Annotated in this window: 19 protein-coding genes; 17 read left to right on the top strand and 2 right to left on the bottom strand. The window is 72.1% G+C overall.

Annotated elements, in window-relative coordinates:
- Window positions 1-201: 201 nt before the first annotated feature.
- Window positions 202-654, top strand: coding sequence for an ATP-binding protein (locus ACFW01_RS03650; RefSeq protein ID WP_234956986.1), 453 nt, complete (start codon window positions 202-204; stop codon window positions 652-654).
- 3 nt (window positions 655-657) lie between these two features.
- Here the strand turns inward: ACFW01_RS03650 and idi are convergent, their stop codons facing one another.
- Together idi and ACFW01_RS03640 are read right to left on the bottom strand one after the other, a co-directional pair.
- On the bottom strand, window positions 658-1,251 hold the full coding sequence (idi, locus tag ACFW01_RS03645) for an isopentenyl-diphosphate Delta-isomerase (protein ID WP_234956954.1): 594 nt from the start codon (window positions 1,249-1,251) through the stop codon (window positions 658-660).
- Window positions 1,252-1,532: 281 nt separating this feature from the next.
- Window positions 1,533-2,471 carry a cation diffusion facilitator family transporter gene (locus ACFW01_RS03640; protein ID WP_234956955.1) on the bottom strand — a complete coding sequence of 313 codons (939 nt, stop codon included), beginning with the start codon at window positions 2,469-2,471 and terminating at the stop codon, window positions 1,533-1,535.
- Window positions 2,472-2,948: 477 nt separating this feature from the next.
- On the opposite strand from ACFW01_RS03640, the gene ACFW01_RS03635 reads away from it, so the two are divergent.
- The 16 genes from ACFW01_RS03635 to ispG all read left to right on the top strand — a co-directional run bounded on the left by ACFW01_RS03635 (window position 2,949) and on the right by ispG (window position 19,891).
- Window positions 2,949-4,766, top strand: coding sequence for a DUF5941 domain-containing protein (locus ACFW01_RS03635; RefSeq protein ID WP_234956956.1), 1,818 nt, complete (start codon window positions 2,949-2,951; stop codon window positions 4,764-4,766).
- A complete protein-coding gene (locus ACFW01_RS03630; RefSeq protein WP_122620666.1) occupies window positions 4,763-5,515 on the top strand; it encodes a sugar phosphate nucleotidyltransferase in 753 nt (250 codons plus the stop codon). The genes ACFW01_RS03635 and ACFW01_RS03630 overlap by 4 nt, the downstream gene beginning before the upstream one ends.
- A complete protein-coding gene (locus tag ACFW01_RS03625; protein WP_234956957.1) occupies window positions 5,503-6,564 on the top strand; it encodes an iron-containing alcohol dehydrogenase family protein in 1,062 nt (353 codons plus the stop codon). The genes ACFW01_RS03630 and ACFW01_RS03625 overlap by 13 nt, the downstream gene beginning before the upstream one ends.
- Window positions 6,542-7,321, top strand: coding sequence for a CDP-alcohol phosphatidyltransferase family protein (locus ACFW01_RS03620; protein ID WP_234956958.1), 780 nt, complete (start codon window positions 6,542-6,544; stop codon window positions 7,319-7,321). Before ACFW01_RS03625 ends, ACFW01_RS03620 begins: the two co-directional genes overlap by 23 nt.
- Before the next feature lie 8 nt (window positions 7,322-7,329).
- The gene (locus ACFW01_RS03615; RefSeq protein WP_234956987.1) at window positions 7,330-8,202 is read left to right on the top strand and encodes a glycosyltransferase; all 873 of its coding nucleotides are present in this window, start codon (window positions 7,330-7,332) and stop codon (window positions 8,200-8,202) included.
- 97 nt (window positions 8,203-8,299) lie between these two features.
- Window positions 8,300-9,229, top strand: coding sequence for an ABC transporter permease (locus ACFW01_RS03610; RefSeq protein ID WP_234956959.1), 930 nt, complete (start codon window positions 8,300-8,302; stop codon window positions 9,227-9,229).
- Window positions 9,222-10,010 (top strand): ABC transporter ATP-binding protein, encoded by a 789-nt coding sequence (locus ACFW01_RS03605; RefSeq protein WP_185832114.1) that lies wholly within the window; start codon window positions 9,222-9,224, stop codon window positions 10,008-10,010. Before ACFW01_RS03610 ends, ACFW01_RS03605 begins: the two co-directional genes overlap by 8 nt.
- A gap of 292 nt (window positions 10,011-10,302) precedes the next feature.
- Window positions 10,303-11,217, top strand: coding sequence for a squalene synthase HpnC (gene hpnC / locus ACFW01_RS03600; RefSeq protein WP_384502287.1), 915 nt, complete (start codon window positions 10,303-10,305; stop codon window positions 11,215-11,217).
- A complete protein-coding gene (gene hpnD, locus ACFW01_RS03595; RefSeq protein ID WP_384502286.1) occupies window positions 11,214-12,164 on the top strand; it encodes a presqualene diphosphate synthase HpnD in 951 nt (316 codons plus the stop codon). Before hpnC ends, hpnD begins: the two co-directional genes overlap by 4 nt.
- Window positions 12,164-12,322 (top strand): DUF6380 family protein, encoded by a 159-nt coding sequence (locus ACFW01_RS03590; protein ID WP_234956961.1) that lies wholly within the window; start codon window positions 12,164-12,166, stop codon window positions 12,320-12,322. Before hpnD ends, ACFW01_RS03590 begins: the two co-directional genes overlap by 1 nt.
- Window positions 12,319-13,755, top strand: a complete 1,437-nt coding sequence (hpnE, locus tag ACFW01_RS03585; protein WP_384502285.1) for a hydroxysqualene dehydroxylase HpnE — start codon at window positions 12,319-12,321, stop codon at window positions 13,753-13,755. The genes ACFW01_RS03590 and hpnE overlap by 4 nt, the downstream gene beginning before the upstream one ends.
- Window positions 13,752-14,888 (top strand): polyprenyl synthetase family protein, encoded by a 1,137-nt coding sequence (locus ACFW01_RS03580; RefSeq protein WP_384502284.1) that lies wholly within the window; start codon window positions 13,752-13,754, stop codon window positions 14,886-14,888. Before hpnE ends, ACFW01_RS03580 begins: the two co-directional genes overlap by 4 nt.
- 116 nt (window positions 14,889-15,004) lie before the next feature.
- On the top strand, window positions 15,005-17,059 hold the full coding sequence (gene shc, locus ACFW01_RS03575; protein ID WP_384502283.1) for a squalene--hopene cyclase: 2,055 nt from the start codon (window positions 15,005-15,007) through the stop codon (window positions 17,057-17,059).
- Window positions 17,059-17,703 (top strand): 1-hydroxy-2-methyl-2-butenyl 4-diphosphate reductase, encoded by a 645-nt coding sequence (locus tag ACFW01_RS03570; protein WP_234956964.1) that lies wholly within the window; start codon window positions 17,059-17,061, stop codon window positions 17,701-17,703. Before shc ends, ACFW01_RS03570 begins: the two co-directional genes overlap by 1 nt.
- A gap of 6 nt (window positions 17,704-17,709) precedes the next feature.
- The gene (hpnH, locus tag ACFW01_RS03565) at window positions 17,710-18,732 is read left to right on the top strand and encodes an adenosyl-hopene transferase HpnH (protein WP_073728153.1); all 1,023 of its coding nucleotides are present in this window, start codon (window positions 17,710-17,712) and stop codon (window positions 18,730-18,732) included.
- A gap of 4 nt (window positions 18,733-18,736) precedes the next feature.
- Entirely contained in the window at window positions 18,737-19,891 is a 1,155-nt protein-coding gene (gene ispG / locus ACFW01_RS03560) for a flavodoxin-dependent (E)-4-hydroxy-3-methylbut-2-enyl-diphosphate synthase (RefSeq protein WP_384502282.1), read from the top strand.
- Window positions 19,892-19,917 lie beyond the last annotated feature (26 nt).

Here is a 19,917-nt window from a genome sequence, read left to right as displayed (position 1 = left end):
CGGATGCTATCCGGCGACTCAGCCGGTCCGAGCAGGCGGGCAAGCGGGGACAGGAACGGTCCCAGGAGCGACCGTGTCTTCCGCAGGCGGTCAGAACCGCTCGATACCTGCTGACTTGTGTTCAGTCCTCCGGTGCGGAGCGACGCGTTGCCAACACTCAGGGGTGTGGTGACTATCGAGCCCAAGGGTGGCGACCGGACGATGGACGAGACCGGGCCCGCCGGGCCGCTGCCGTACGAAGGGGTCTGGCGGTTCACCGCCCCCGCGGTGGACGCCTCCGTGCCGCAGGCCAGGCACGCCGTGCGGGACCTTCTGGTGCGCCAGGGCGTCCCGGTCTCCGACGACGTGGCCCAGGCGCTGCTGCTGATCGTCTCGGAGCTGGTCACGAACGCGGTCCGGCACGCGGCGGTGCTGTCCCCGGTGCTCGCCGTCGAGGTCGCCGTCGGGCCCGAGTGGGTGCGGGTGGCCGTGGAGGACGACCACCCCTACCGCCCGACCGCCCTGGAGACCGACTACGGGCGGACGGGCGGGCGCGGGCTGCTGCTGGTCCGCGAGCTGACCCGGGAGTCGGGCGGAGCCTGCGACGTGGTCCACACGGCGACCGGCGGCAAGGTGATCTGGGCCGCGCTGCCGCTCAAGCACGCCCTGCCGTAGGGCTCACCAGCCGGCCGACGGGCCCGTCAGCTCGCGGACGGCCGGACGGGCGGCGTCCAGCACGGTCATGAACCACGCCGAGAAGGTGTCCCGCCCGTGCCGCTCGGACAGCTCGGCCGGCGAGACGAAGGCCGTCCCGGCGACCTCCTCGGGGTCGGGCCGCGGCTCCGCCTGGACCAGGCCGACGAAGAGGTGGTTGTACTCCTGCTCGACCAGGCCGGAGGCCGGGTCGGGGTGGTTGTAGCGCACCGTGCCGGCCTCCGCGAGCAGGGACGGCGAGACGCCCAGCTCCTCGTACGTCCGCCGGGCCGCCGCCGCGAACGGCGCCTCTCCGGGATAGGGGTGACCGCAGCACGTGTTGGACCACACACCGGGGGAGTGGTACTTGCCGAGCGCGCGCTGCTGGATCAGCAGCCGGCCCCGCTCGTCGAAGAGGAACACGGAGAAGGCGCGGTGCAGCCGCCCAGGCGGCTGGTGCGCGGAGAGCTTCTCCGCGGTGCCGATCGTCACGCCGTTCTCGTCGACCAGTTCCAGCAAAATCGCGTCTGCGGTGCCGTTCGACGAACTGTGCGTCGCGGTGGCAGGAGTGATCGGCATACCCATCCTTCACATCGGTCCTCGCGCCCCAAGTGTGCCGTACGAATCCGGCACTCCCGGGACTTACCGGCGTACCCGCATGTCCCAGGCGCCGCCGCGGGAGGGGCCCGATGGGTGATCGTGCCCGGCGGCGCCGTCCGGGAACCTCCGTGTCGAGGCCACGAGGGGTGGAACGGGGGCACCGGGAGCGACCGCACGGCGGATCGGGGCCCTCGACGGCGCGTTCGCGCGCGCACGCGCCCCCGGACCTCACGCGCCCCCGGACCCTCAGCGCGGTGCCCTCAGTGGCACAGCCGCGCCTCGTGCTCGGCGTGCCCGCCGGGTTCCAGCTGGAAGGTGCAGTGCTCCACGTCGAAGTGGTCGCCGAGGCAGCCCTGCAGCTCGTGCAGCATCTTCTCGTGGCCGATCGCGCTGAGCGTCTCGCCGCTCACCACCACGTGCGCCGACAGCACCGGCAGGCCCGAGGTGATCGTCCAGGCGTGCAGGTCGTGCACGTCCTCGACGCCGTCCAGCGCCAGTATGTGGGCGCGCACCTCGGCGATGTCCACGCCCTTGGGGGCCGCCTCCAGGAGCACGTCCAGGGTCTCGCGCAGCAGCCGCAGCGTGCGCGGCACGATCATCAGACCGATGACCAGTGACGCGATCGGGTCGGCCGCCTGCCAGCCCGTGGCCAGGATCACCAGCGCCGAGACGATCACGGCGAGGGAACCCAGTGCGTCGGCCGCCACCTCCAGGAAGGCGCCGCGCACGTTGAGGCTGTCCTCCTGGCCGCGCATCAGCAGCGACAGCGACACCACGTTCGCCACCAGGCCGATCGCGCCGAAGACGACGGTCAGCCCGCCCTGGGTGGCCGCGGGTGTGATGAACCGCTCGACCGCCTCGTACAGCACGTACCCGCCGACCCCGAGCAGCAGCAGACAGTTGGCCAGGGCGGCGAGGATCTCGGCGCGGGCGTAGCCGAAGGTGCGCCGGTCGCTGGGCGGGCGGCTCGCGAAGTGGATGGCGAGCAGCGCCATGCCCAGGCCCAGGGCGTCCGTCGCCATGTGCGCCGCGTCGGCGATCAGGGCCAGCGAGTCGGCCAGTACCCCGCCGACGATCTCGGCGACCATGACGGCGAGGGTGATCCCCAGCGCCACCCGCAGCCTGCCGCGGTACGCGGCCGTCGCCGTCCCGCCGGCCGGCGCCCCGTGCGCGTGTCCGTGGTCGTGCCCAGCCCCCATGAGAAAGCCGCCTCCCTGTCTGTCCGGCGTCCGACGCCTGGCCTCCGGGCCACAGTCAACTACGGGTAGGGGGTATCCGGCAACGCGGCACTGAACACCGTTGTCATGTGCCCTGACCTGCGTAAACGTTACGCAGGTCAGGGGGCGGGCGACGCTCGGGAGCCCTGTCTGGGCCAGTTGGCCGAACGGCCGGAGAGCGGGCCGGTCTGACCCTCCGCGAACACCCGCGGACACTGAGCGACGCCCGTGATGTCCGGTCTGGGTGCGCGGTTTGTGAGCGGACCCCCGGATCCACGATGATGATCGCGGCAAAGGCGGGTGCAAGCGGCGCCGACCGACTGTGAAACAGGCGGTGAACACGGCGTTCCCGGCATCCGATAGCCTCTGCCGACACGCCGCCCGGGTGCCACCGGCACGGGCGTCCCACCATGCACAGGCCCGGCGTTCCAGGCACCGGGCACCAGGGAGTGAGTTCGGTTGCCGACCGCCATCCTCACCGGTCAGCCGGTCCCCGGTTCGTCGATCGAGAGCGAACTGCGGTCCCTGGGCTTCGACGTGCAGCACGCCTCCGGCGCCGCCGACACCGAGACGCTGCTGGCCCGCGTCCCGGCCGCGGAACGGGTCGCCGTCGTCGACGCCCGCTTCGTGGGCCACCCGCACGCCCTGCGCCTCGGCCTCACCGACCCGCGCTTCCCGCTGGCCGCCGTCCCCGGCGCCGTGACCGCCCGCCCCGAGGGCCGGCAGGCCCTGACCCGCGCGATGGCCCGCGAGAACTCCGCGGGCGGCGGCACCGCGGTCGCCGTCGACAGCCTCGCCGACCGGATCACCGCCGCCCTCGACGCGGACGGCGCCGCCGTGCACCGCCCCGAACTGGGCAGCCTCGTCGCCGCCGTCCCCGCCGACCCACAGGCCCGCAACGAGGCCCGGCAGGCGGTCGCCGCCGTCGACGACGAGGCCGTACGCCTGAAGTCGGCGGTCAAGGCCCGCGACGGCTTCGTCACCACCTTCGCCATCAGCCCGTACTCCCGCTACATCGCCCGCTGGTGCGCCCGGCGCGGACTGACCCCCAACCAGGTCACCACCGCCTCGCTGCTCACCGCGCTGATAGCGGCCGGCTGCGCGGCCACCGGCACCCGCGGCGGCTTCGTCGCCGCCGGTGTCCTGCTGATCGCGTCCTTCGTCCTCGACTGCACCGACGGGCAGCTCGCCCGCTACTCCCTGCAGTACTCCACGCTCGGCGCCTGGCTGGACGCCACCTTCGACCGCGCCAAGGAGTACGCCTACTACGCGGGCCTCGCCCTCGGCGCCGCCCGCGGCGGCGACGACGTGTGGGCCCTCGCGCTCGGCGCCATGGTCCTCCAGACCTGCCGGCACGTCGTCGACTTCTCGTTCAACGAGGCCAACCACGATGCCGCCGCCAACACGAGCCCCACCGCCGCCCTCTCCGACCGGCTCGACAGCGTCGGCTGGACGGTCTGGCTCCGCCGCATGATCGTCCTGCCCATCGGCGAACGCTGGGCCATGATCGCCGTCCTGACCGCGGTCGCCACCCCCCGCATCACCTTCTACGTGCTGCTGATCGGCTGCGCCTTCGCCGCGACGTACACCACGGCGGGCCGGGTCCTGCGCTCCCTGACCCGCAGGGCGACCAGGACCGACCGGGCCGCCGGGGCGCTGGCGGACCTCGCCGACTCCGGCCCGCTCGCGGAGGCCGGCGCCAGGAGCCTCGCCGGGACCGCGCGCCGCCTGCCCGGCTTCGCCGCCCCCGCCGTCGCCCTGCTCGGCGGCGCCGCCGTCGTCGCGACGGCCGCGCTCACCGACTTCGGCGGCCCGTGGCCGCTCGTCGCCGCGGCCGTCTACGTCCTGACCTCGTCCCTCGCCGTCGCCCGCCCCCTCAAGGGCGCCCTCGACTGGCTCGTCCCGCCGTTCTTCCGCGCCGCCGAGTACCTCACGGTCCTGGCACTGGCGGCGAAGGCCGACGTGAACGGAGCCCTTCCGGCGGCTTTCGGGCTGGTGGCCGCGGTCGCCTACCATCACTACGACACGGTCTACCGCATCCGGGGTGACGCGGGCGCGCCGCCTGCCTGGCTGGTGCGGACGGCCGGGGGGCACGAGGGCCGCACGCTGGTGATCACCGCGCTGGCCGTGCTCCTCACCGCCACACAGTTCAAGGTCGCGCTCACGGTCCTCGCCGTGGCCGTGGCACTCGTGGTGCTCGCCGAGAGCATCCGCTTCTGGGTCGCCGCCCACAAGGTCGGCGCACCCGCCGTACACGACGAAGGAGAACCCGCATGATCGGCCTCGTGCTGGCGGCCGGCGCCGGACGCCGTCTGCGCCCCTACACCGACACCCTGCCCAAGGCACTGGTCCCGGTCGGCCCCGAGGGTGCGGAGGACAGCATCACGGTGCTGGACCTGACGCTGGCGAACTTCGCCGAGGTCGGCCTGACCGAGGTCGGGATCATCGTCGGCTACCGCAAGGAAGCCGTGTACGACCGCAAGGAGGCGCTGGAGCAGAAGTACGGCGTCAAGCTCACCCTCATCGACAACGACAAGGCCGAGGAGTGGAACAACGCCTACTCCCTGTGGTGCGGCCGTGACGCCCTCAAGGACGGCGTGATCCTCGCCAACGGCGACACCGTGCACCCGGTCTCCGTCGAGAAGACCCTGCTCGCCGCCCGCGGCGACGGCAAGAAGATCATCCTCGCCCTCGACACGGTGAAGAACCTCGCCGAGGAGGAGATGAAGGTCGTCGTCGACCCCGACAAGGGCGTCCAGCGCATCACCAAGCTGATGGACCCGGCCGAGGCGACCGGCGAGTACATCGGCGTCACCCTCATCGAGGGCGATGCCGCCGCCGACCTGGCCGACGCGCTGAAGGCCACCTTCGAGCGCGACCCGCAGCTGTACTACGAGGACGGCTACCAGGAGCTGGTCAACCGCGGCTTCAAGATCGACGTGGCGCCGATCGGCGACCTCAAGTGGGTCGAGATCGACAACCACGACGACCTCGCCAAGGGCCGGGAGATCGCGTGCCAGTACTGACGAGGCTCATCCCGTCGCCGGTCGTCGTGGACATCCGCGCGGGTGCCCTCGACGACCTGGGAGCCGTGCTCGCCGACGAGCGCATCTCCCACTCGGGCAAGCTCGCCGTCGCCGTCAGCGGCGGTTCCGGCGCCCGGCTGCGTGAGCGCGTCACTCCTTCCCTGCCCGGCGCCGACTGGTTCGAGGTCGGCGGCGGCACCCTGGACGACGCCATCAACCTGGCCGGCGCCATGAAGGGCGGCCACTACGACGCGGTCGTGGGCCTCGGCGGCGGCAAGATCATCGACTGTGCCAAGTTCGCCGCGGCGCGCATCGGCCTCCCGCTGGTGGCCGTGCCCACGAACCTCGCGCACGACGGTCTGTGCTCGCCGGTCGCCACCCTGGACAACGACGCCGGCCGCGGCTCCTACGGCGTGCCGAACCCGATCGCGGTCGTCATCGACCTGGACGTCATCCGCGCGGCCCCGGCCCGCTTCGTGCGCGCCGGCATCGGCGACGCCGTCTCCAACGTCTCCGCGATCGCGGACTGGGAGCTGGCCAACCGCGTCAAGGGCGAGCGGATCGACGGCCTGGCCGCCGCCATGGCCCGCCAGGCGGGCGAGGCCGTGCTCCGGCACCCGGGCGGCATCGGCGACAACGAGTTCCTCCAGGTGCTGGCCGAGGCGCTGGTGCTCAGCGGCATCGCCATGTCGGTGTCGGGTGACTCGCGGCCGTCCTCGGGCGCCTGCCACGAGATCAACCACGCCCTCGACCTGCTCTTCCCCACCCGCGCGGCCGCCCACGGCGAGCAGTGCGGACTGGGCGCGGCCTTCGCGATGTACCTGCGCGGGGCCCACGAGGAGTCCGCCCACATGGCCGAGGTGCTGCGCCGGCACGGGCTGCCGGTGCTGCCGGAGGAGATCGGCTTCACACCCCAGGAGTTCTTCCGGGCCGTGGAGTACGCCCCCCAGACCCGGCCCGGCCGCTACACGATCCTCGAGCACCTCGACCTGAAAACCGACCAGATCAAGGACCTGTACGCCGACTATGTCAAGGCCATCGGTAGCTGAACTACGTCCGGTCGTCCATCCCGCGGGGGTCAAGGACCGGCGCAGCGGTGAGCACTGGGCGGGACGCCTCTACATGCGCGAGGTCTCGCTGCGGATCGACCGCTACCTGGTGAACACCAGGATCACGCCCAACCAGCTCACGTACCTGATGACCGTCTGCGGCGTGCTCGCCGCCCCCGCCCTGCTGGTGCCGGGGATCACGGGCGCCGTGCTCGGCGTCGTCGCGGTCCAGCTCTACCTGCTGCTGGACTGCGTCGACGGCGAGATCGCCCGCTGGCGGGGGCAGTACTCGCTCGCCGGTGTCTACCTGGACCGGGTCGGCGCCTACCTGACCGACGCCGCGGTCCTGGTCGGCCTCGGCCTGCGCGCCGCCGACGTGTTCGGCACCGGGCGGATCGACTGGCTGTGGGCCTTCCTCGGCACCCTGGCCGCTCTCGGCGCCATCCTGATCAAGGCCGAGACCGACCTCGTCGGGGTCGCCCGGCACCAGACCGGCAAGGAGCCGGTCCAGGAGTCCGCCTCCGAGCCCCGCTCCTCCGGCATGGCCCTGGCCCGCCGGGCCGCCGGTGCCCTCAAGTTCCACCGGCTGATCCTCGGCATCGAGGCGTCCCTGCTGATCCTCGTCCTCGCGATCGTCGACGAGAGCCGCGGCGACCTCTTCTTCACCCGCCTCGGCACCGCCGTACTCGCCGGCATCGCGCTGCTGCAGACCCTGCTGCACCTGGTGTCCATCCTCGCCTCCAGCAGGCTGAAGTGAGCGCGCCCATGAAGGTCGGCGCCGTCGTCATCACGATGGGCAACCGCCCCGAGGAGCTGCGGGCCCTGCTCGACTCGGTCGCCAAGCAGGACGGCGACCCGGTCCAGGTCGTCGTCGTCGGCAACGGCTCGCCCGTCCCGGAGGTGCCGGACGGCGTGCGCACCGTCGAGCTGCCCGAGAACCTGGGCATCCCCGGCGGCCGCAACGTCGGCATCGAGGCCTTCGGACCGGGCGGGAGCGACGTCGACGTCCTGCTCTTCCTCGACGACGACGGCCTGCTCGCCCGCACCGACACCGCCGAGCTGTGCCGCCAGGCGTTCGCCGCCGACGACGAGCTGGGCATCATCAGCTTCCGCATCGCCGACCCGGACACCGGCGAGACCCAGCGGCGGCACGTCCCCCGGCTGCGCGCCTCCGACCCGATGCGCTCCTCCCGGGTGACCACCTTCCTCGGCGGCGCCAACGCCGTGCGCACCCGTGTCCTCACCCAGGTCGGCGGCCTCCCGGACGCGTTCTTCTACGCCCACGAGGAGACGGACCTGGCCTGGCGGGCGCTCGACGCGGGCTGGATGATCGACTACCGGTCCGACATGGTGCTCAACCACCCCACGACCGCCCCCTCCCGGCACGCGGTCTACCACCGCATGGTCGCCCGCAACCGCGTCTGGCTCGCCCGCCGCAACCTGCCCGCGCTCCTGGTCCCGGTCTACCTGGGCGTCTGGATGCTGCTCACCCTGCTGCGCCGCCCCTCGCGACCTGCGCTGAAGGCCTGGTTCGGCGGTTTCCGCGAAGGCTGGGCGACCCCGTGCGGTCCCCGCCGGCCCATGCGGTGGCGTACGGTGTGGCGCCTGACCCGGCTGGGCCGCCCCCCGGTGATCTGACAAGCTCGTACCCGAGAGCGTTCCGGCCCCGACCGGGGCCAACAGGTCCGTGCCAGGCCCGCGCGGCCGAGCATTCCGAAGACGAAAGCATCCACCAGTGAGTGAGACAACGCACGACGGCACGGTCGCCATGACCAAGCCCGTGGCGCCCGACGAGGGCCTCCCACCGGCCCGGCTCGCCGCCAAGTACGGGCTGTCCGTGAGCGGTGCCCGGCCGTCCCTCGTGGAGTACGTCCGCCAGCTCTGGGGCCGGCGGCACTTCATCCTCGCCTTCTCCCAGGCGAAGCTGACCGCCCAGTACAGCCAGGCCAAGCTCGGCCAGCTGTGGCAGGTGGCCACCCCGCTGCTCAACGCGCTCGTCTACTTCCTGATCTTCGGCCTGATCCTGAACGCGGGCAAGGGCATGCCGAAGGACGTGTACATCCCGTTCCTGGTGACGGGTGTGTTCGTCTTCACCTTCACCCAGTCCTCGGCCATGGCGGGCGTCCGCGCGATCTCCGGCAACCTCGGCCTGGTGCGGGCGCTGCACTTCCCGCGTGCCTCACTGCCGATCTCGTTCGCCCTGCAGCAGCTCCAGCAGCTGCTGGCCTCGATGATCGTGATGTTCGCCGTGGTGATCGGGTTCGGCAGCTACCCGAAGCTGTCCTGGCTGCTGGTGGTGCCGGCGCTCGTCCTGCAGTTCCTCTTCAACGTGGGCCTGGCGCTGATCGTGGCGCGCATGGGGGCCAAGACCCCGGACCTCGCCCAGCTGATGCCGTTCATCATGCGGACCTGGATGTACGCCTCGGGCGTCATGTTCTCCATCCCGGTCATGCTGGCGGAGCACCCGTCCTGGATCTCGGACGTCCTCCAGTGGAACCCGGCCGCGATCTACATGGACCTGATGCGCTTCGCGCTCATCGACGGGTACGGCTCCGAGAACCTGCCGCCGCACGTCTGGGCGGTCGGGCTCGGCTGGGCCGTGGCCCTCGCCGTGGGCGGCTTCGTGTACTTCTGGAAGGCGGAGGAGAGGTACGGCCGTGGCTGAGCAGCAGCAGGGCGAGCGGGTGCCGACGGTCATCGCGGACGAACTGCACATCGTCTACCGGGTCAACGGCGCCAAGACGGGCAAAGGCAGCGCGACCGCGGCCCTGAGCAGGATCATCAAGCGGGGCTCCGACGACGCGGCGCGCGGCGTGCGCAAGGTGCACGCCGTGCGGGGCGTCTCCTTCACCGCCTACCGGGGCGAGGCCATCGGCCTCATCGGCTCCAACGGCTCCGGCAAGTCGACGCTGCTGCGGGCCATCGCCGGCCTGCTGCCCGCCGAACGCGGCAAGGTCTACACGGACGGCCAGCCCTCGCTGCTCGGCGTGAACGCGGCCCTCATGAACGACCTGACCGGCGAGCGGAACGTCATCCTCGGTGGCCTGGCCATGGGCATGACCCGCGAGCAGATCAAGGAGCGCTACCAGGACATCGTCGACTTCTCCGGGATCAACGAGAAGGGCGATTTCATCACCCTGCCGATGCGCACCTACTCGTCCGGCATGTCCGCCCGGCTGCGCTTCTCCATCGCCGCCGCCAAGGACCACGACGTCCTGATGATCGACGAGGCGCTGGCCACCGGCGACCGCAAGTTCCAGACCCGCTCCGAGGAGCGTATCCGGGAGCTGAAGAAGGAGGCGGGCACCGTCTTCCTGGTCAGCCACAACAACAAGTCCATCCGCGACACCTGCAACCGCGTCCTGTGGCTGGAGCGCGGCGAACTGCGCATGGACGGCCCGACGGACGAGGTGCTCAAGGAGTACGAGAAGTTCACGGGCAAGTAGGCCGGCACGCCGGGGCCCCGCCGTCTTCCGGCGGGGCCCCGCGTATGCAAAACAACCGTCAACTCCTGCTGTTCTCAGGAATCTTGAAGTGAATCGGTGTGTTGTTGTGATGCGCCGAGCACCCCGCGGGAAGTCCGTGAGTTGTACAACGTAAGCTGGACCGGTCCTGAATCGCGGCACATGGGGCGATAATGCCCGACACCCTCCACCGGGCCTGCCCGCGGGCGGCCGGGCGGCGTGTCCGAAATAGTGTGTATTGGGTCGGCAGTGTAGAACGGGAGATGTGACGGCAATGGCTACGGAAACTCCCCGGCTCCCCGAAGCGTGCGCCGTCGACGCGGAGCGCGGCACCCTGGCCAAGGCCGCCGACGAGAACTTCCCCGTCGCCCCCTTCTTCCTGCCGCGCGACTGGCGCGCCGACCTCATGGCCGTGTACGGCTTCGCCCGCCTCGTCGACGACATCGGCGACGGCGACCTCGCGCCGGGCGGCGCCGACGCCCGTCTCCTCGGCGTCCCCGACGACCGCGCCGACGACCGGGTGCTGATGCTGGACGCCTTCGAGGAGGACCTGCACCGGGTCTTCGACGGCACCCCCCGCCACCCGCTGCTGCGCCGCCTGCGGCCCACCGTCCGCCGCCGCTCGCTGACCCCCGCGCCCTTCCTCGGCCTGATCGCCGCCAACCGTCAGGACCAGCTCGTCCGGCGGTACGAGACCTACGACGACCTCCTCGCCTACTGCGAGCTGTCCGCCAACCCGGTCGGCCACCTCGTCCTCGCCGTCACCGGCACCGCCACGCCCGAGCGGATCTGCCGCTCCGACGCCGTCTGCACCGCCCTGCAGATCGTCGAGCACCTCCAGGACGTCGCCGAGGACCTCGCCGAGGACCGGATCTACCTGCCCGCCGAGGACATGAAGCGCTTCCACGTCCGGGAGACGGACCTCGCCGCGCCCACCGCCAACGCGTCGGTGCGCGCCCTGCTCGCGTACGAGGCCCGACGCGCCCACGACCTGCTGGACGAGGGCGCCCCCCTGGTCGGCAGCGTCCACGGCCGGCTGCGTCTGCTGCTCGCGGGGTTCGTGGCGGGGGGAAGGGCCGCCCTGCGGGCGATCGCCGACGCGGATCACGACGTACTTCCCGGCCCGCCCAAGCCCGGCAAGCTCCGGTTGCTGCGCGAGACGGGCCTGGCCCTGCGAGGAGAGGGGTGATCGGGACCGTGGACCCGTCACCGAACATGCCGGCGCCGGTGCTCGCCGCCTACAGCTACTGCGAGGCCGTCACCGGCCGGCAGGCACGCAACTTCGCCTACGGCATCCGGCTGCTGCCCACGCCGAAGCGACGGGCCATGTCGGCGCTGTACGCGTTCTCGCGCCGCGTCGACGACATCGGCGACGGGGCGCTGCCGGACGACGTCAAGGTCGCCCGGCTGGACGAGACCCGGTCGGTGCTCGCCCGGATCCACGACGGCGCCGTCGACGAGGACGACACCGACCCGGTCGCCGTCGCCCTCGCCCACGCGGCGCGGGCCTTCCCGATCCCGCTCGGCGGCCTCGACGAACTGATCGACGGCGTCCAGATGGACGTACGCGGCGAGACCTACGAGACCTGGGACGACCTGCGGACCTACTGCCGCTGTGTCGCGGGCGCCATCGGACGCCTCTCCCTGGGCGTGTTCGGCACCGAACCGGGGGCGCACGGAGCCGACCGCGCGCCCGAGTACGCCGACACGCTCGGCCTCGCACTCCAGCTCACCAACATCCTGCGGGACGTCCGCGAGGACGCCGAGGGCGGACGCACCTACCTGCCCGCCGACGACCTCGCCAAGTTCGGCTGCTCGGCCGGTTTCAACGGGCCGACGCCCCCCGCCGGCTCCGACTTCACGGGCCTCGTGCACTTCGAGGTGCGCCGGGCCCGCGCCCTGTTCGCCGAGGGCTACCGGCTGCTCCCCATGCTCGACCGGCGCAGCGGGGCCTGCGTGGCCGCCATGGCCGGCATCTACCGCCGGCTCCTCGACCGCATCGAGCGCGACCCGGAGGCCGTGCTGCGCGGCCGCGTCTCGCTTCCCGGCCGCGAGAAGGCGTACGTCGCCGTGCGCGGCCTGTCCGGCCTCGACACCCGGCACGTCACCCGCCGGACCGTCAGGAGGCGCGCCTGATGGACACACCCGGCACACGCGGCACGCCGGCCCCGGACCGGACCACCGCCGTGCACCGGTGGGCAACCCTCCGGTGGCGGTCGGCGTCCCTGACTGAGACGGTCGGCCGTACGCCGTTCAAACACCACGGCGACCGGACAGGGAAGGGCGCACCATGACGCACGCCAACGGCACGCGTGACGGGGGGCAGGTCGCGGACGTCACCGCCCTCCGACCCGGCGCGCACGCCGTGGTGGTCGGCGGCGGCCTCGCAGGAGTGACCTCCGCGCTCGCGCTCGCCGACGCAGGCGTGCGCGTCACCCTGCTCGAAGGGCGGCCCCGCCTGGGCGGGCTCGCCTTCTCCTTCCGGCGCGGCGACCTCACCGTCGACAACGGCCAGCACGTCTACCTGCGCTGCTGCACCGCCTACCGCTGGTTCCTCGACCGCATCGGCGGCACCGCGCTCGCTCCCGTGCAGGACCGCCTCGACGTGCCCGTCCTCGACGTGGCGAGGCCGGAGGGACGCCGGCTCGGCCGACTGCGCCGCGACGCGCTGCCCGTCCCCCTGCACCTGGGGCGCAGCCTCGCGACGTACCCCCATCTCTCGCTCGCCGAGCGCGCCTCGGTCGGACGGGCCGCGCTCGCGCTCAAGGGGCTCGACCTCGCCGACCCGGCCCTGGACACCCAGGACTTCGGCAGCTGGCTGGCCGCGCACGGTCAGTCGCCGCGGGCCGTCGAGGCCCTGTGGGACCTGGTCGGGGTCGCCACCCTCAACGCGGTCGCGGGCGACGCCTCACTGGGGCTCGCCGCGATGGTGTTCAAGACCGGTCTGCTGTCCGACCCCGGCGCGGCCGACATCGGCTGGGCCCGCGTCCCGCTGGGGGAACTGCACGACCGGCTGGCCCGCAGGGCGCTCGACGCCGCGGGCGTGCGCACCGAGGTCCGTACCCGCGTCACCTCCCTCCGGGCGAAGGAGAACGGCGGCTGGAGCGTCCAGGTACCCGACGAGACGCTCGACGCCGACGCGGTCGTCCTCGCCGTACCCCAGCGCGAGGCGCACGACCTGCTGCCGGACGGCGCCCTCGACGCCCCGGAGAACCTGCTGGAGATCGGCACCGCGCCGATCCTCAACATCCACGTGATCTACGACCGCAAGGTGCTCGCCACGCCGTTCCTCACGGCGCTCGGCACCCCGGTGCAGTGGGTGTTCGACCGTACCGAGGCCTCCGGGCTGAAGGAGGGTCAGTACCTGGCGCTGTCGCAGTCGACCGCGCAGGACGAGATCGACGAGCCCGTGGCCGCGTTGCGCGAGCGGTACCTGCCCGAACTGGAGCGGCTGCTGCCGCGCAGCCGCGGTGCCGGGGTGAAGGACTTCTTCGTGACCAGGGAGCGCACCGCGACGTTCGCCCCGGCGCCCGGCGTCGGCCGCCTCCGGCCCGGCGCCCGCACCAAGGCACCCGGCCTCTACCTGGCCGGAACGTGGACCGCCACCGGGTGGCCCGCGACCATGGAGAGTGCGGTTCGCAGCGGTGTCGGAGCGGCGGGCGCCGCTCTCGGCGCCCTGGGCCGGTCCCGCGGACTCCTTCCCGATTTCTTCGAGGAGGCGGCATGAGAGCCGACCCGCGCGGGGCCGACTCCCGCACTCCCGGTACCGCAACTGGAGGAAAGACTGTGCCCACCGCGCCCCCCGGCCCGAAGGCCGCTCCGAGGACCACGGTGGACGTGACCGCGCTGCTGGAGCGCGGCCGGACCCTGGCCACGCCGGTCCTGCGGGCGGCCGTCGACCGCCTCGCGCCTCCCATGGACACCGTCGCCGCCTACCACTTCGGCTGGATCGACGCCGAGGGCAACCCCGCGGACGGCGACGGCGGCAAGGCCGTCCGCCCCGCGCTCGCCGTGCTCTCCGCCGAGGTCACCGGCGCCGCGCCCGAGGTCGGCGTGCCCGGCGCGGTGGCCGTGGAGCTGGTGCACAACTTCTCCCTGCTGCACGACGACCTGATGGACGGCGACGAGCAGCGCCGCCACCGCGACACCGTCTGGAAGGTGCACGGCCCCGCCCAGGCCATCCTGGTCGGCGACGCCCTCTTCGCCCTCGCCAACGAGGTGCTGCTCGAACTGGGCACCGTCGAGGCCGGCCGTGCCACCCGCCGCCTCACCAGCGCCACCCGCGCCCTGATCGACGGCCAGGCCCAGGACATCTCCTACGAGCACCGCGACCGCGTCAGCGTCGAGGAGTGCCTGGAGATGGAGGGCAACAAGACCGGCGCCCTGCTCGCCTCCGCCAGCTCCATCGGCGCGGTGCTCGGCGGCGCCGACGAGCGCACCGCCGACACCCTGGAGAAGTACGGCTACCACCTGGGCCTCGCCTTCCAGGCCGTCGACGACCTGCTCGGCATCTGGGGCGATCCGGAGGCGACCGGCAAGCAGACCTGGAGCGACCTGCGCCAGCGCAAGAAGTCCCTCCCGGTCGTCGCCGCCCTCGCCGCGGGCGGCCCGGCCTCCGAACGGCTCGGCGAGATCCTCGCGGCCGACGCCAAGGCCAGTGACTTCGCGAACTTCTCCGAGGAGGAGTTCGCGGCCCGCGCCGCCCTCATCGAGGAGGCGGGCGGGCGCGAGTGGACCGCCGACGAGGCGCGCCGCCAGCACACCATCGCCATCGAAGCCCTCGACGCCGTCGACATGCCCGAGCGGGTGCGGGACAGGTTCGCGGCGCTCGCCGACTTCGTCGTCGTACGAAAGAGATGATCACTATCGGTCGAATAGCCCTCGCGTAGTCGCCGGCCGGTGTCCTCGACGGACAGGCACCGGCCGACGGCGGACCCAAGCAGAGCACCGTATGCACACTGCACGAAGGGGAAGCCATGACAGCGACGACCGACGGAAGCACCGGGGCGGCCCTGAAGCCCCTCGCGCCCTCGGCCAGCGAAACCGACATCACCGTCCCCGCCGCGGCGGCCGGGGTACCAGAAGCCGCCGCCCGAGCCGTCCGGCGCGCCACGGACTTCCTGCTCTCCCGGCAGGACGCCCAGGGCTGGTGGAAGGGCGACCTCGAAACCAACGTCACGATGGACGCCGAGGACCTGCTGCTGCGTCAGTTTCTCGGCATCCAGGACGAGGAGACCACCCGCGCCGCCGCCCTGTTCGTCCGCGGCGAGCAGCGCGAGGACGGCGCCTGGGCCACCTTCTACGGCGGCCCCGGCGACCTGTCCGCCACCATCGAGGCCTACGTCGCCCTCCGCCTGGCCGGCGACGCCCCCGACGCGCCGCACATGGCGAAGGCGTCGGAGTGGGTCCGCGGCCGCGGCGGCATCGCGGCCTCCCGCGTCTTCACCCGGATCTGGCTCGCCCTGTTCGGCTGGTGGAAGTGGGACGACCTGCCGGAGCTCCCGCCGGAACTCATCTACTTCCCCACCTGGGTACCGCTCAACATCTACGACTTCGGCTGCTGGGCCCGGCAGACCATCGTGCCGCTCACGATCGTCTCGGCGAAGCGGCCGGTACGTCCCGCCCCCTTCCCGCTGGACGAACTGCACACCGACCCCGCCCTGCCCAACCCCCCGCGGCCCCTGGCCCCGGCGGCGAGCTGGGACGGCGCCTTCCAGCGCATCGACAAGGCGCTGCACGCCTACCGCAAGGTCGCCCCGCGCCGGCTGCGCCGGGCCGCCATGAACACCGCCGCCCGCTGGATCATCGAGCGCCAGGAGAACGACGGCTGCTGGGGCGGCATCCAGCCGCCGGCCGTGTACTCGGTCATCGCGCTGTACCTGCTCGGCTACGACCTCGAACACCCCGTGATGCGCGCCGGCCTGGAGTCGCTGGACCGTTTCGCCGTGTGGCGCGAGGACGGCGCCCGGATGATCGAGGCCTGCCAGTCCCCGGTGTGGGACACCTGCCTGGCCACCATCGCGCTCGCCGACGCGGGCGTGCCCGCCGACCACCCGCAGCTGGTGAAGGCCGCCGACTGGATGCTCGGCGAGCAGATCGTCCGCCCCGGTGACTGGTCGGTGAAGCGGCCCGGCCTTCCGCCCGGCGGCTGGGCCTTCGAGTTCCACAACGACAACTACCCCGACATCGACGACACCGCCGAGGTGGTCCTCGCGCTGCGCCGCGTCAGCCACCACGACCCGGAACGGGTGGAGAAGGCCATCGGCCGCGGGGTGCGCTGGAACCTCGGCATGCAGTCGAGGAACGGCGCCTGGGGCGCGTTCGACGTCGACAACACCAGCCCCTTCCCCAACCGGCTGCCGTTCTGCGACTTCGGCGAGGTCATCGACCCGCCCTCGGCGGACGTCACCGCGCACGTCGTCGAGAGCCTCGCCGTCGAGGGGCTCGCCCACGACCCGCGCACCCGGCGCGGCATCCAGTGGCTGCTCGCCGAACAGGAGCAGGACGGCTCGTGGTTCGGCCGCTGGGGCGTCAACTACGTCTACGGCACCGGCTCCGTCGTCCCCGCCCTCACCGCCGCCGGGATCCCCGCCTCGCACCCGGCGATCCGCCGCGCGGTGACCTGGCTGGAGTCCGTCCAGAACGACGACGGCGGCTGGGGCGAGGACCTGCGCTCCTACCGGTACGTCAAGGAGTGGAGCGGCCGGGGCGCCTCGACCGCCTCGCAGACGGCGTGGGCACTGATGGCCCTGCTCGCGGCGGGGGAGCGGGAGTCCGGCGCGGTGGAACGCGGCGTCGCCTGGCTCGCCGCCACCCAGCGCGAGGACGGCTCCTGGGACGAGCCGTACTTCACCGGCACCGGCTTCCCCTGGGACTTCTCCATCAACTACCACCTCTACCGCCAGGTCTTCCCCCTCACCGCGCTCGGCCGGTACGTCCACGGGGAGCCCTTCGCCGAGAAGCCACGCCCGGCCCCCGCGGCCGAGCGGTCCGCGGACACGACGTCCGCGGCCGAGGTGAAGGGCGGCTGATGAACCCGCGGCCCGGCCCGTCCTCCCCGCTGCTGATCGCCTGCGCGCTCGGCATCGAGCACCTCGCCCTGCGCACCGGCGACCGCGGTGGCGCGGGCGGGCCGGTCACCGTCCTGCGTACCGGCATGGGCCCCCGGGCCGCCGAGCGTTCGGTCGCCCGGGTCCTGGCCGGCCCGGCGCTCGGCTCCGCCGCCGTGCTCGCCACGGGCTTCTGCGCGGGACTCGCCCCCGGCATGCACCCCGGCGACCTGGTCGTCGCCGAGGAGACCCGGGACCCGCGCTCCACCGTCGCCTGCGTCGGCACCGACCGCCTCGTCAAGGAACTCGCGCGAGCCGTGCCGGGGCGCACCGTCCACACCGGGCCGCTGACCGGCTCGGACCACGTCGTTCGCGGCCCCGAACGCGCCGACCTGCTCGCGACCGGCGCCATCGCCGTCGACATGGAGTCCGCGGCCACGCTCCTGAGCGCCGTACGGGCGGGCGAGCGCCCCGTTGCGGCCGTTCGTGTGGTCGTGGACGCTCCGGAACACGAACTCGTCCGGATCGGCACCCTGCGCGGAGGAATATCAGCTTTCCGCGTTCTTCGATCCGTTCTTCCCGCATTTTTCGAATGGCACCGTTCTTTGCTGCTCCCCCGGAGGTGAGCCCAGATGGCCATGCCGCTGCGCCAGTCCGTCAAGGTCGCTACATACCTGGCCGAACAGAAGATCCGCCGACGGGACAAGTTCCCGCTCATCGTGGAACTGGAGCCGCTCTTCGCCTGCAACCTGAAGTGCGAGGGGTGCGGGAAGATCCAGCACCCGGCCGGGGTGCTCAAGCAGCGCATGCCGGTCGCACAGGCCGTCGGGGCGGTGCTCGAATCCGGAGCGCCGATGGTCTCCATCGCCGGCGGCGAACCCCTGATGCACCCGCAGATCGACGAGATCGTGCGGCAGTTGGTGGCCAAGCGGAAGTACGTCTTCCTCTGCACCAACGCGCTGCTCATGCGCAAGAAGATGGACAAGTTCAAGCCCTCTCCCTACTTCGCCTTCGCGGTCCACATCGACGGCCTGCGCGAGCGGCACGACGAGTCCGTGGCGAAGGAAGGCGTGTTCGACGAGGCCGTGGAGGCCATCAAGGAGGCCAAGCGGCGCGGCTTCCGGGTCACCACCAACTCGACCTTCTTCAACACCGACACCCCGCAGACCATCGTCGAGGTGCTCAACTTCCTCAACGACGACCTCAAGGTCGACGAGATGATGATCTCGCCCGCCTACGCCTACGAGAAGGCGCCCGACCAGGAGCACTTCCTGGGCGTGGAGCAGACCCGCGAGCTGTTCAAGAAGGCCTTCTCGGGCGGCAACCGGGCCCGTTGGCGGCTCAATCACTCGCCGCTGTTCCTCGACTTCCTGGAGGGCAAGGTCGACTTCCCCTGCACCGCCTGGGCGATCCCGAACTACTCCCTCTTCGGCTGGCAGCGCCCCTGCTACCTGATGAGCGACGGATACGTGCCCACGTACCGGGAGCTGATCGAGGAGACCGACTGGGACAAGTACGGCCGCGGCAAGGACCCGCGCTGCGCCAACTGCATGGCGCACTGCGGCTACGAGCCGACCGCCGTCCTGGCCACCATGGGGTCCCTCAAGGAGTCCCTGCGCGCCATGCGCGAGACCGTCTCCTCGAACCGGGAGTGACGTCGTGACCGCCGTCTCCCTCGGGGTCCCCGGGGTACCGGTCCGGCCGATCGCCGAGCGGCGCGCGTCGCGGCGGATCCAGGTCGGGCCGGTGGCCGTCGGGGGCGGCGCCCCCGTGTCGGTGCAGTCCATGACCACGACCCGTACGTCGGACATCGGCGCGACGCTCCAGCAGATCGCCGAGCTGACCGCGTCCGGCTGCCAGATCGTGCGGGTGGCCTGTCCGACCCAGGACGACGCGGACGCGCTCGCGGTGATCGCGCGGAAGTCGCAGATCCCGGTGATCGCCGACATCCACTTCCAGCCCAAGTACGTGTTCGCCGCGATCGAGGCGGGCTGCGCGGCGGTCCGCGTCAACCCGGGCAACATCAAGCAGTTCGACGACAAGGTGCGCGAGATCGCCAAGGCTGCTCGCGATCACGGCACCCCGATCCGCATTGGCGTGAACGCGGGCTCCCTGGACCGCCGTCTGCTCCAGAAGTACGGCAAGGCGACCCCCGAGGCGCTCGCCGAGTCCGCGCTGTGGGAGGCGTCGCTCTTCGAGGAGCACGACTTCCGGGACATCAAGATCTCGGTGAAGCACAACGACCCGGTCGTGATGGTCGAGGCCTACCGGCAGCTCGCCGCCCAGTGCGACTACCCGCTCCACCTCGGCGTGACCGAGGCCGGCCCCGCCTTCCAGGGCACCATCAAGTCGGCGGTCGCCTTCGGCGCGCTGCTCTCGCAGGGCATCGGCGACACCATCCGCGTCTCCCTCTCCGCCCCGCCGGTCGAGGAGATCAAGGTCGGCATCCAGATCCTCCAGTCGCTGGGGCTGCGGGAACGCCGACTGGAGATCGTCTCCTGCCCGTCCTGCGGCCGCGCCCAGGTCGACGTGTACAAGCTGGCCGAAGAGGTCACCGCCGGTCTTGACGGCATGGAGGTCCCCCTCCGCGTCGCTGTCATGGGCTGCGTCGTCAACGGCCCCGGCGAGGCCCGCGAGGCCGACCTCGGCGTCGCCTCCGGCAACGGCAAGGGCCAGATCTTCGTCAAGGGCGAGGTCGTCAAGACCGTCCCCGAGTCGAAGATCGTGGAGACCCTCATCGAGGAGGCCATGAAGATCGCCGAGCAGATGGAGAAGGACGGCGCGTCGGGGGAGCCGGCCGTCACCGTGAGCTGAACAGCACGGACCGAAGGGGGCCCGAG

It is taken from the genome of Streptomyces sp. NPDC058985 (genome assembly GCF_042740985.1).
In the GTDB taxonomy this organism is placed as follows: Bacteria; Actinomycetota; Actinomycetes; order Streptomycetales; family Streptomycetaceae; genus Streptomyces.
The sequence above is the reverse complement of the archived record's forward strand: the minus strand, read 5'-3'. Positions and strand labels throughout refer to the sequence as shown.

Excerpts from the sequence above, each read along its gene's own strand:
- ACFW01_RS03590 (WP_234956961.1), top strand. The coding sequence starts at position 12,164 with ATGGACACACCCGGCACACGCGGCACGCCGGCCCCGGACCGGACCACC.
- ACFW01_RS03640 (WP_234956955.1), bottom strand. The coding sequence starts at position 2,471 with ATGGGGGCTGGGCACGACCACGGACACGCGCACGGGGCGCCGGCCGGC.
- ACFW01_RS03650 (WP_234956986.1), top strand. The coding sequence starts at position 202 with ATGGACGAGACCGGGCCCGCCGGGCCGCTGCCGTACGAAGGGGTCTGG.
- ACFW01_RS03580 (WP_384502284.1), top strand. The coding sequence starts at position 13,752 with ATGAGAGCCGACCCGCGCGGGGCCGACTCCCGCACTCCCGGTACCGCA.
- hpnH (WP_073728153.1), top strand. The coding sequence starts at position 17,710 with ATGGCCATGCCGCTGCGCCAGTCCGTCAAGGTCGCTACATACCTGGCC.
- ACFW01_RS03620 (WP_234956958.1), top strand. The coding sequence starts at position 6,542 with ATGTCAAGGCCATCGGTAGCTGAACTACGTCCGGTCGTCCATCCCGCG.
- hpnE (WP_384502285.1), top strand. The coding sequence starts at position 12,319 with ATGACGCACGCCAACGGCACGCGTGACGGGGGGCAGGTCGCGGACGTC.
- hpnC (WP_384502287.1), top strand. The coding sequence starts at position 10,303 with ATGGCTACGGAAACTCCCCGGCTCCCCGAAGCGTGCGCCGTCGACGCG.
- ACFW01_RS03615 (WP_234956987.1), top strand. The coding sequence starts at position 7,330 with ATGAAGGTCGGCGCCGTCGTCATCACGATGGGCAACCGCCCCGAGGAG.
- idi (WP_234956954.1), bottom strand. The coding sequence starts at position 1,251 with ATGCCGATCACTCCTGCCACCGCGACGCACAGTTCGTCGAACGGCACC.
- shc (WP_384502283.1), top strand. The coding sequence starts at position 15,005 with ATGACAGCGACGACCGACGGAAGCACCGGGGCGGCCCTGAAGCCCCTC.
- ACFW01_RS03630 (WP_122620666.1), top strand. The coding sequence starts at position 4,763 with ATGATCGGCCTCGTGCTGGCGGCCGGCGCCGGACGCCGTCTGCGCCCC.
- ACFW01_RS03570 (WP_234956964.1), top strand. The coding sequence starts at position 17,059 with ATGAACCCGCGGCCCGGCCCGTCCTCCCCGCTGCTGATCGCCTGCGCG.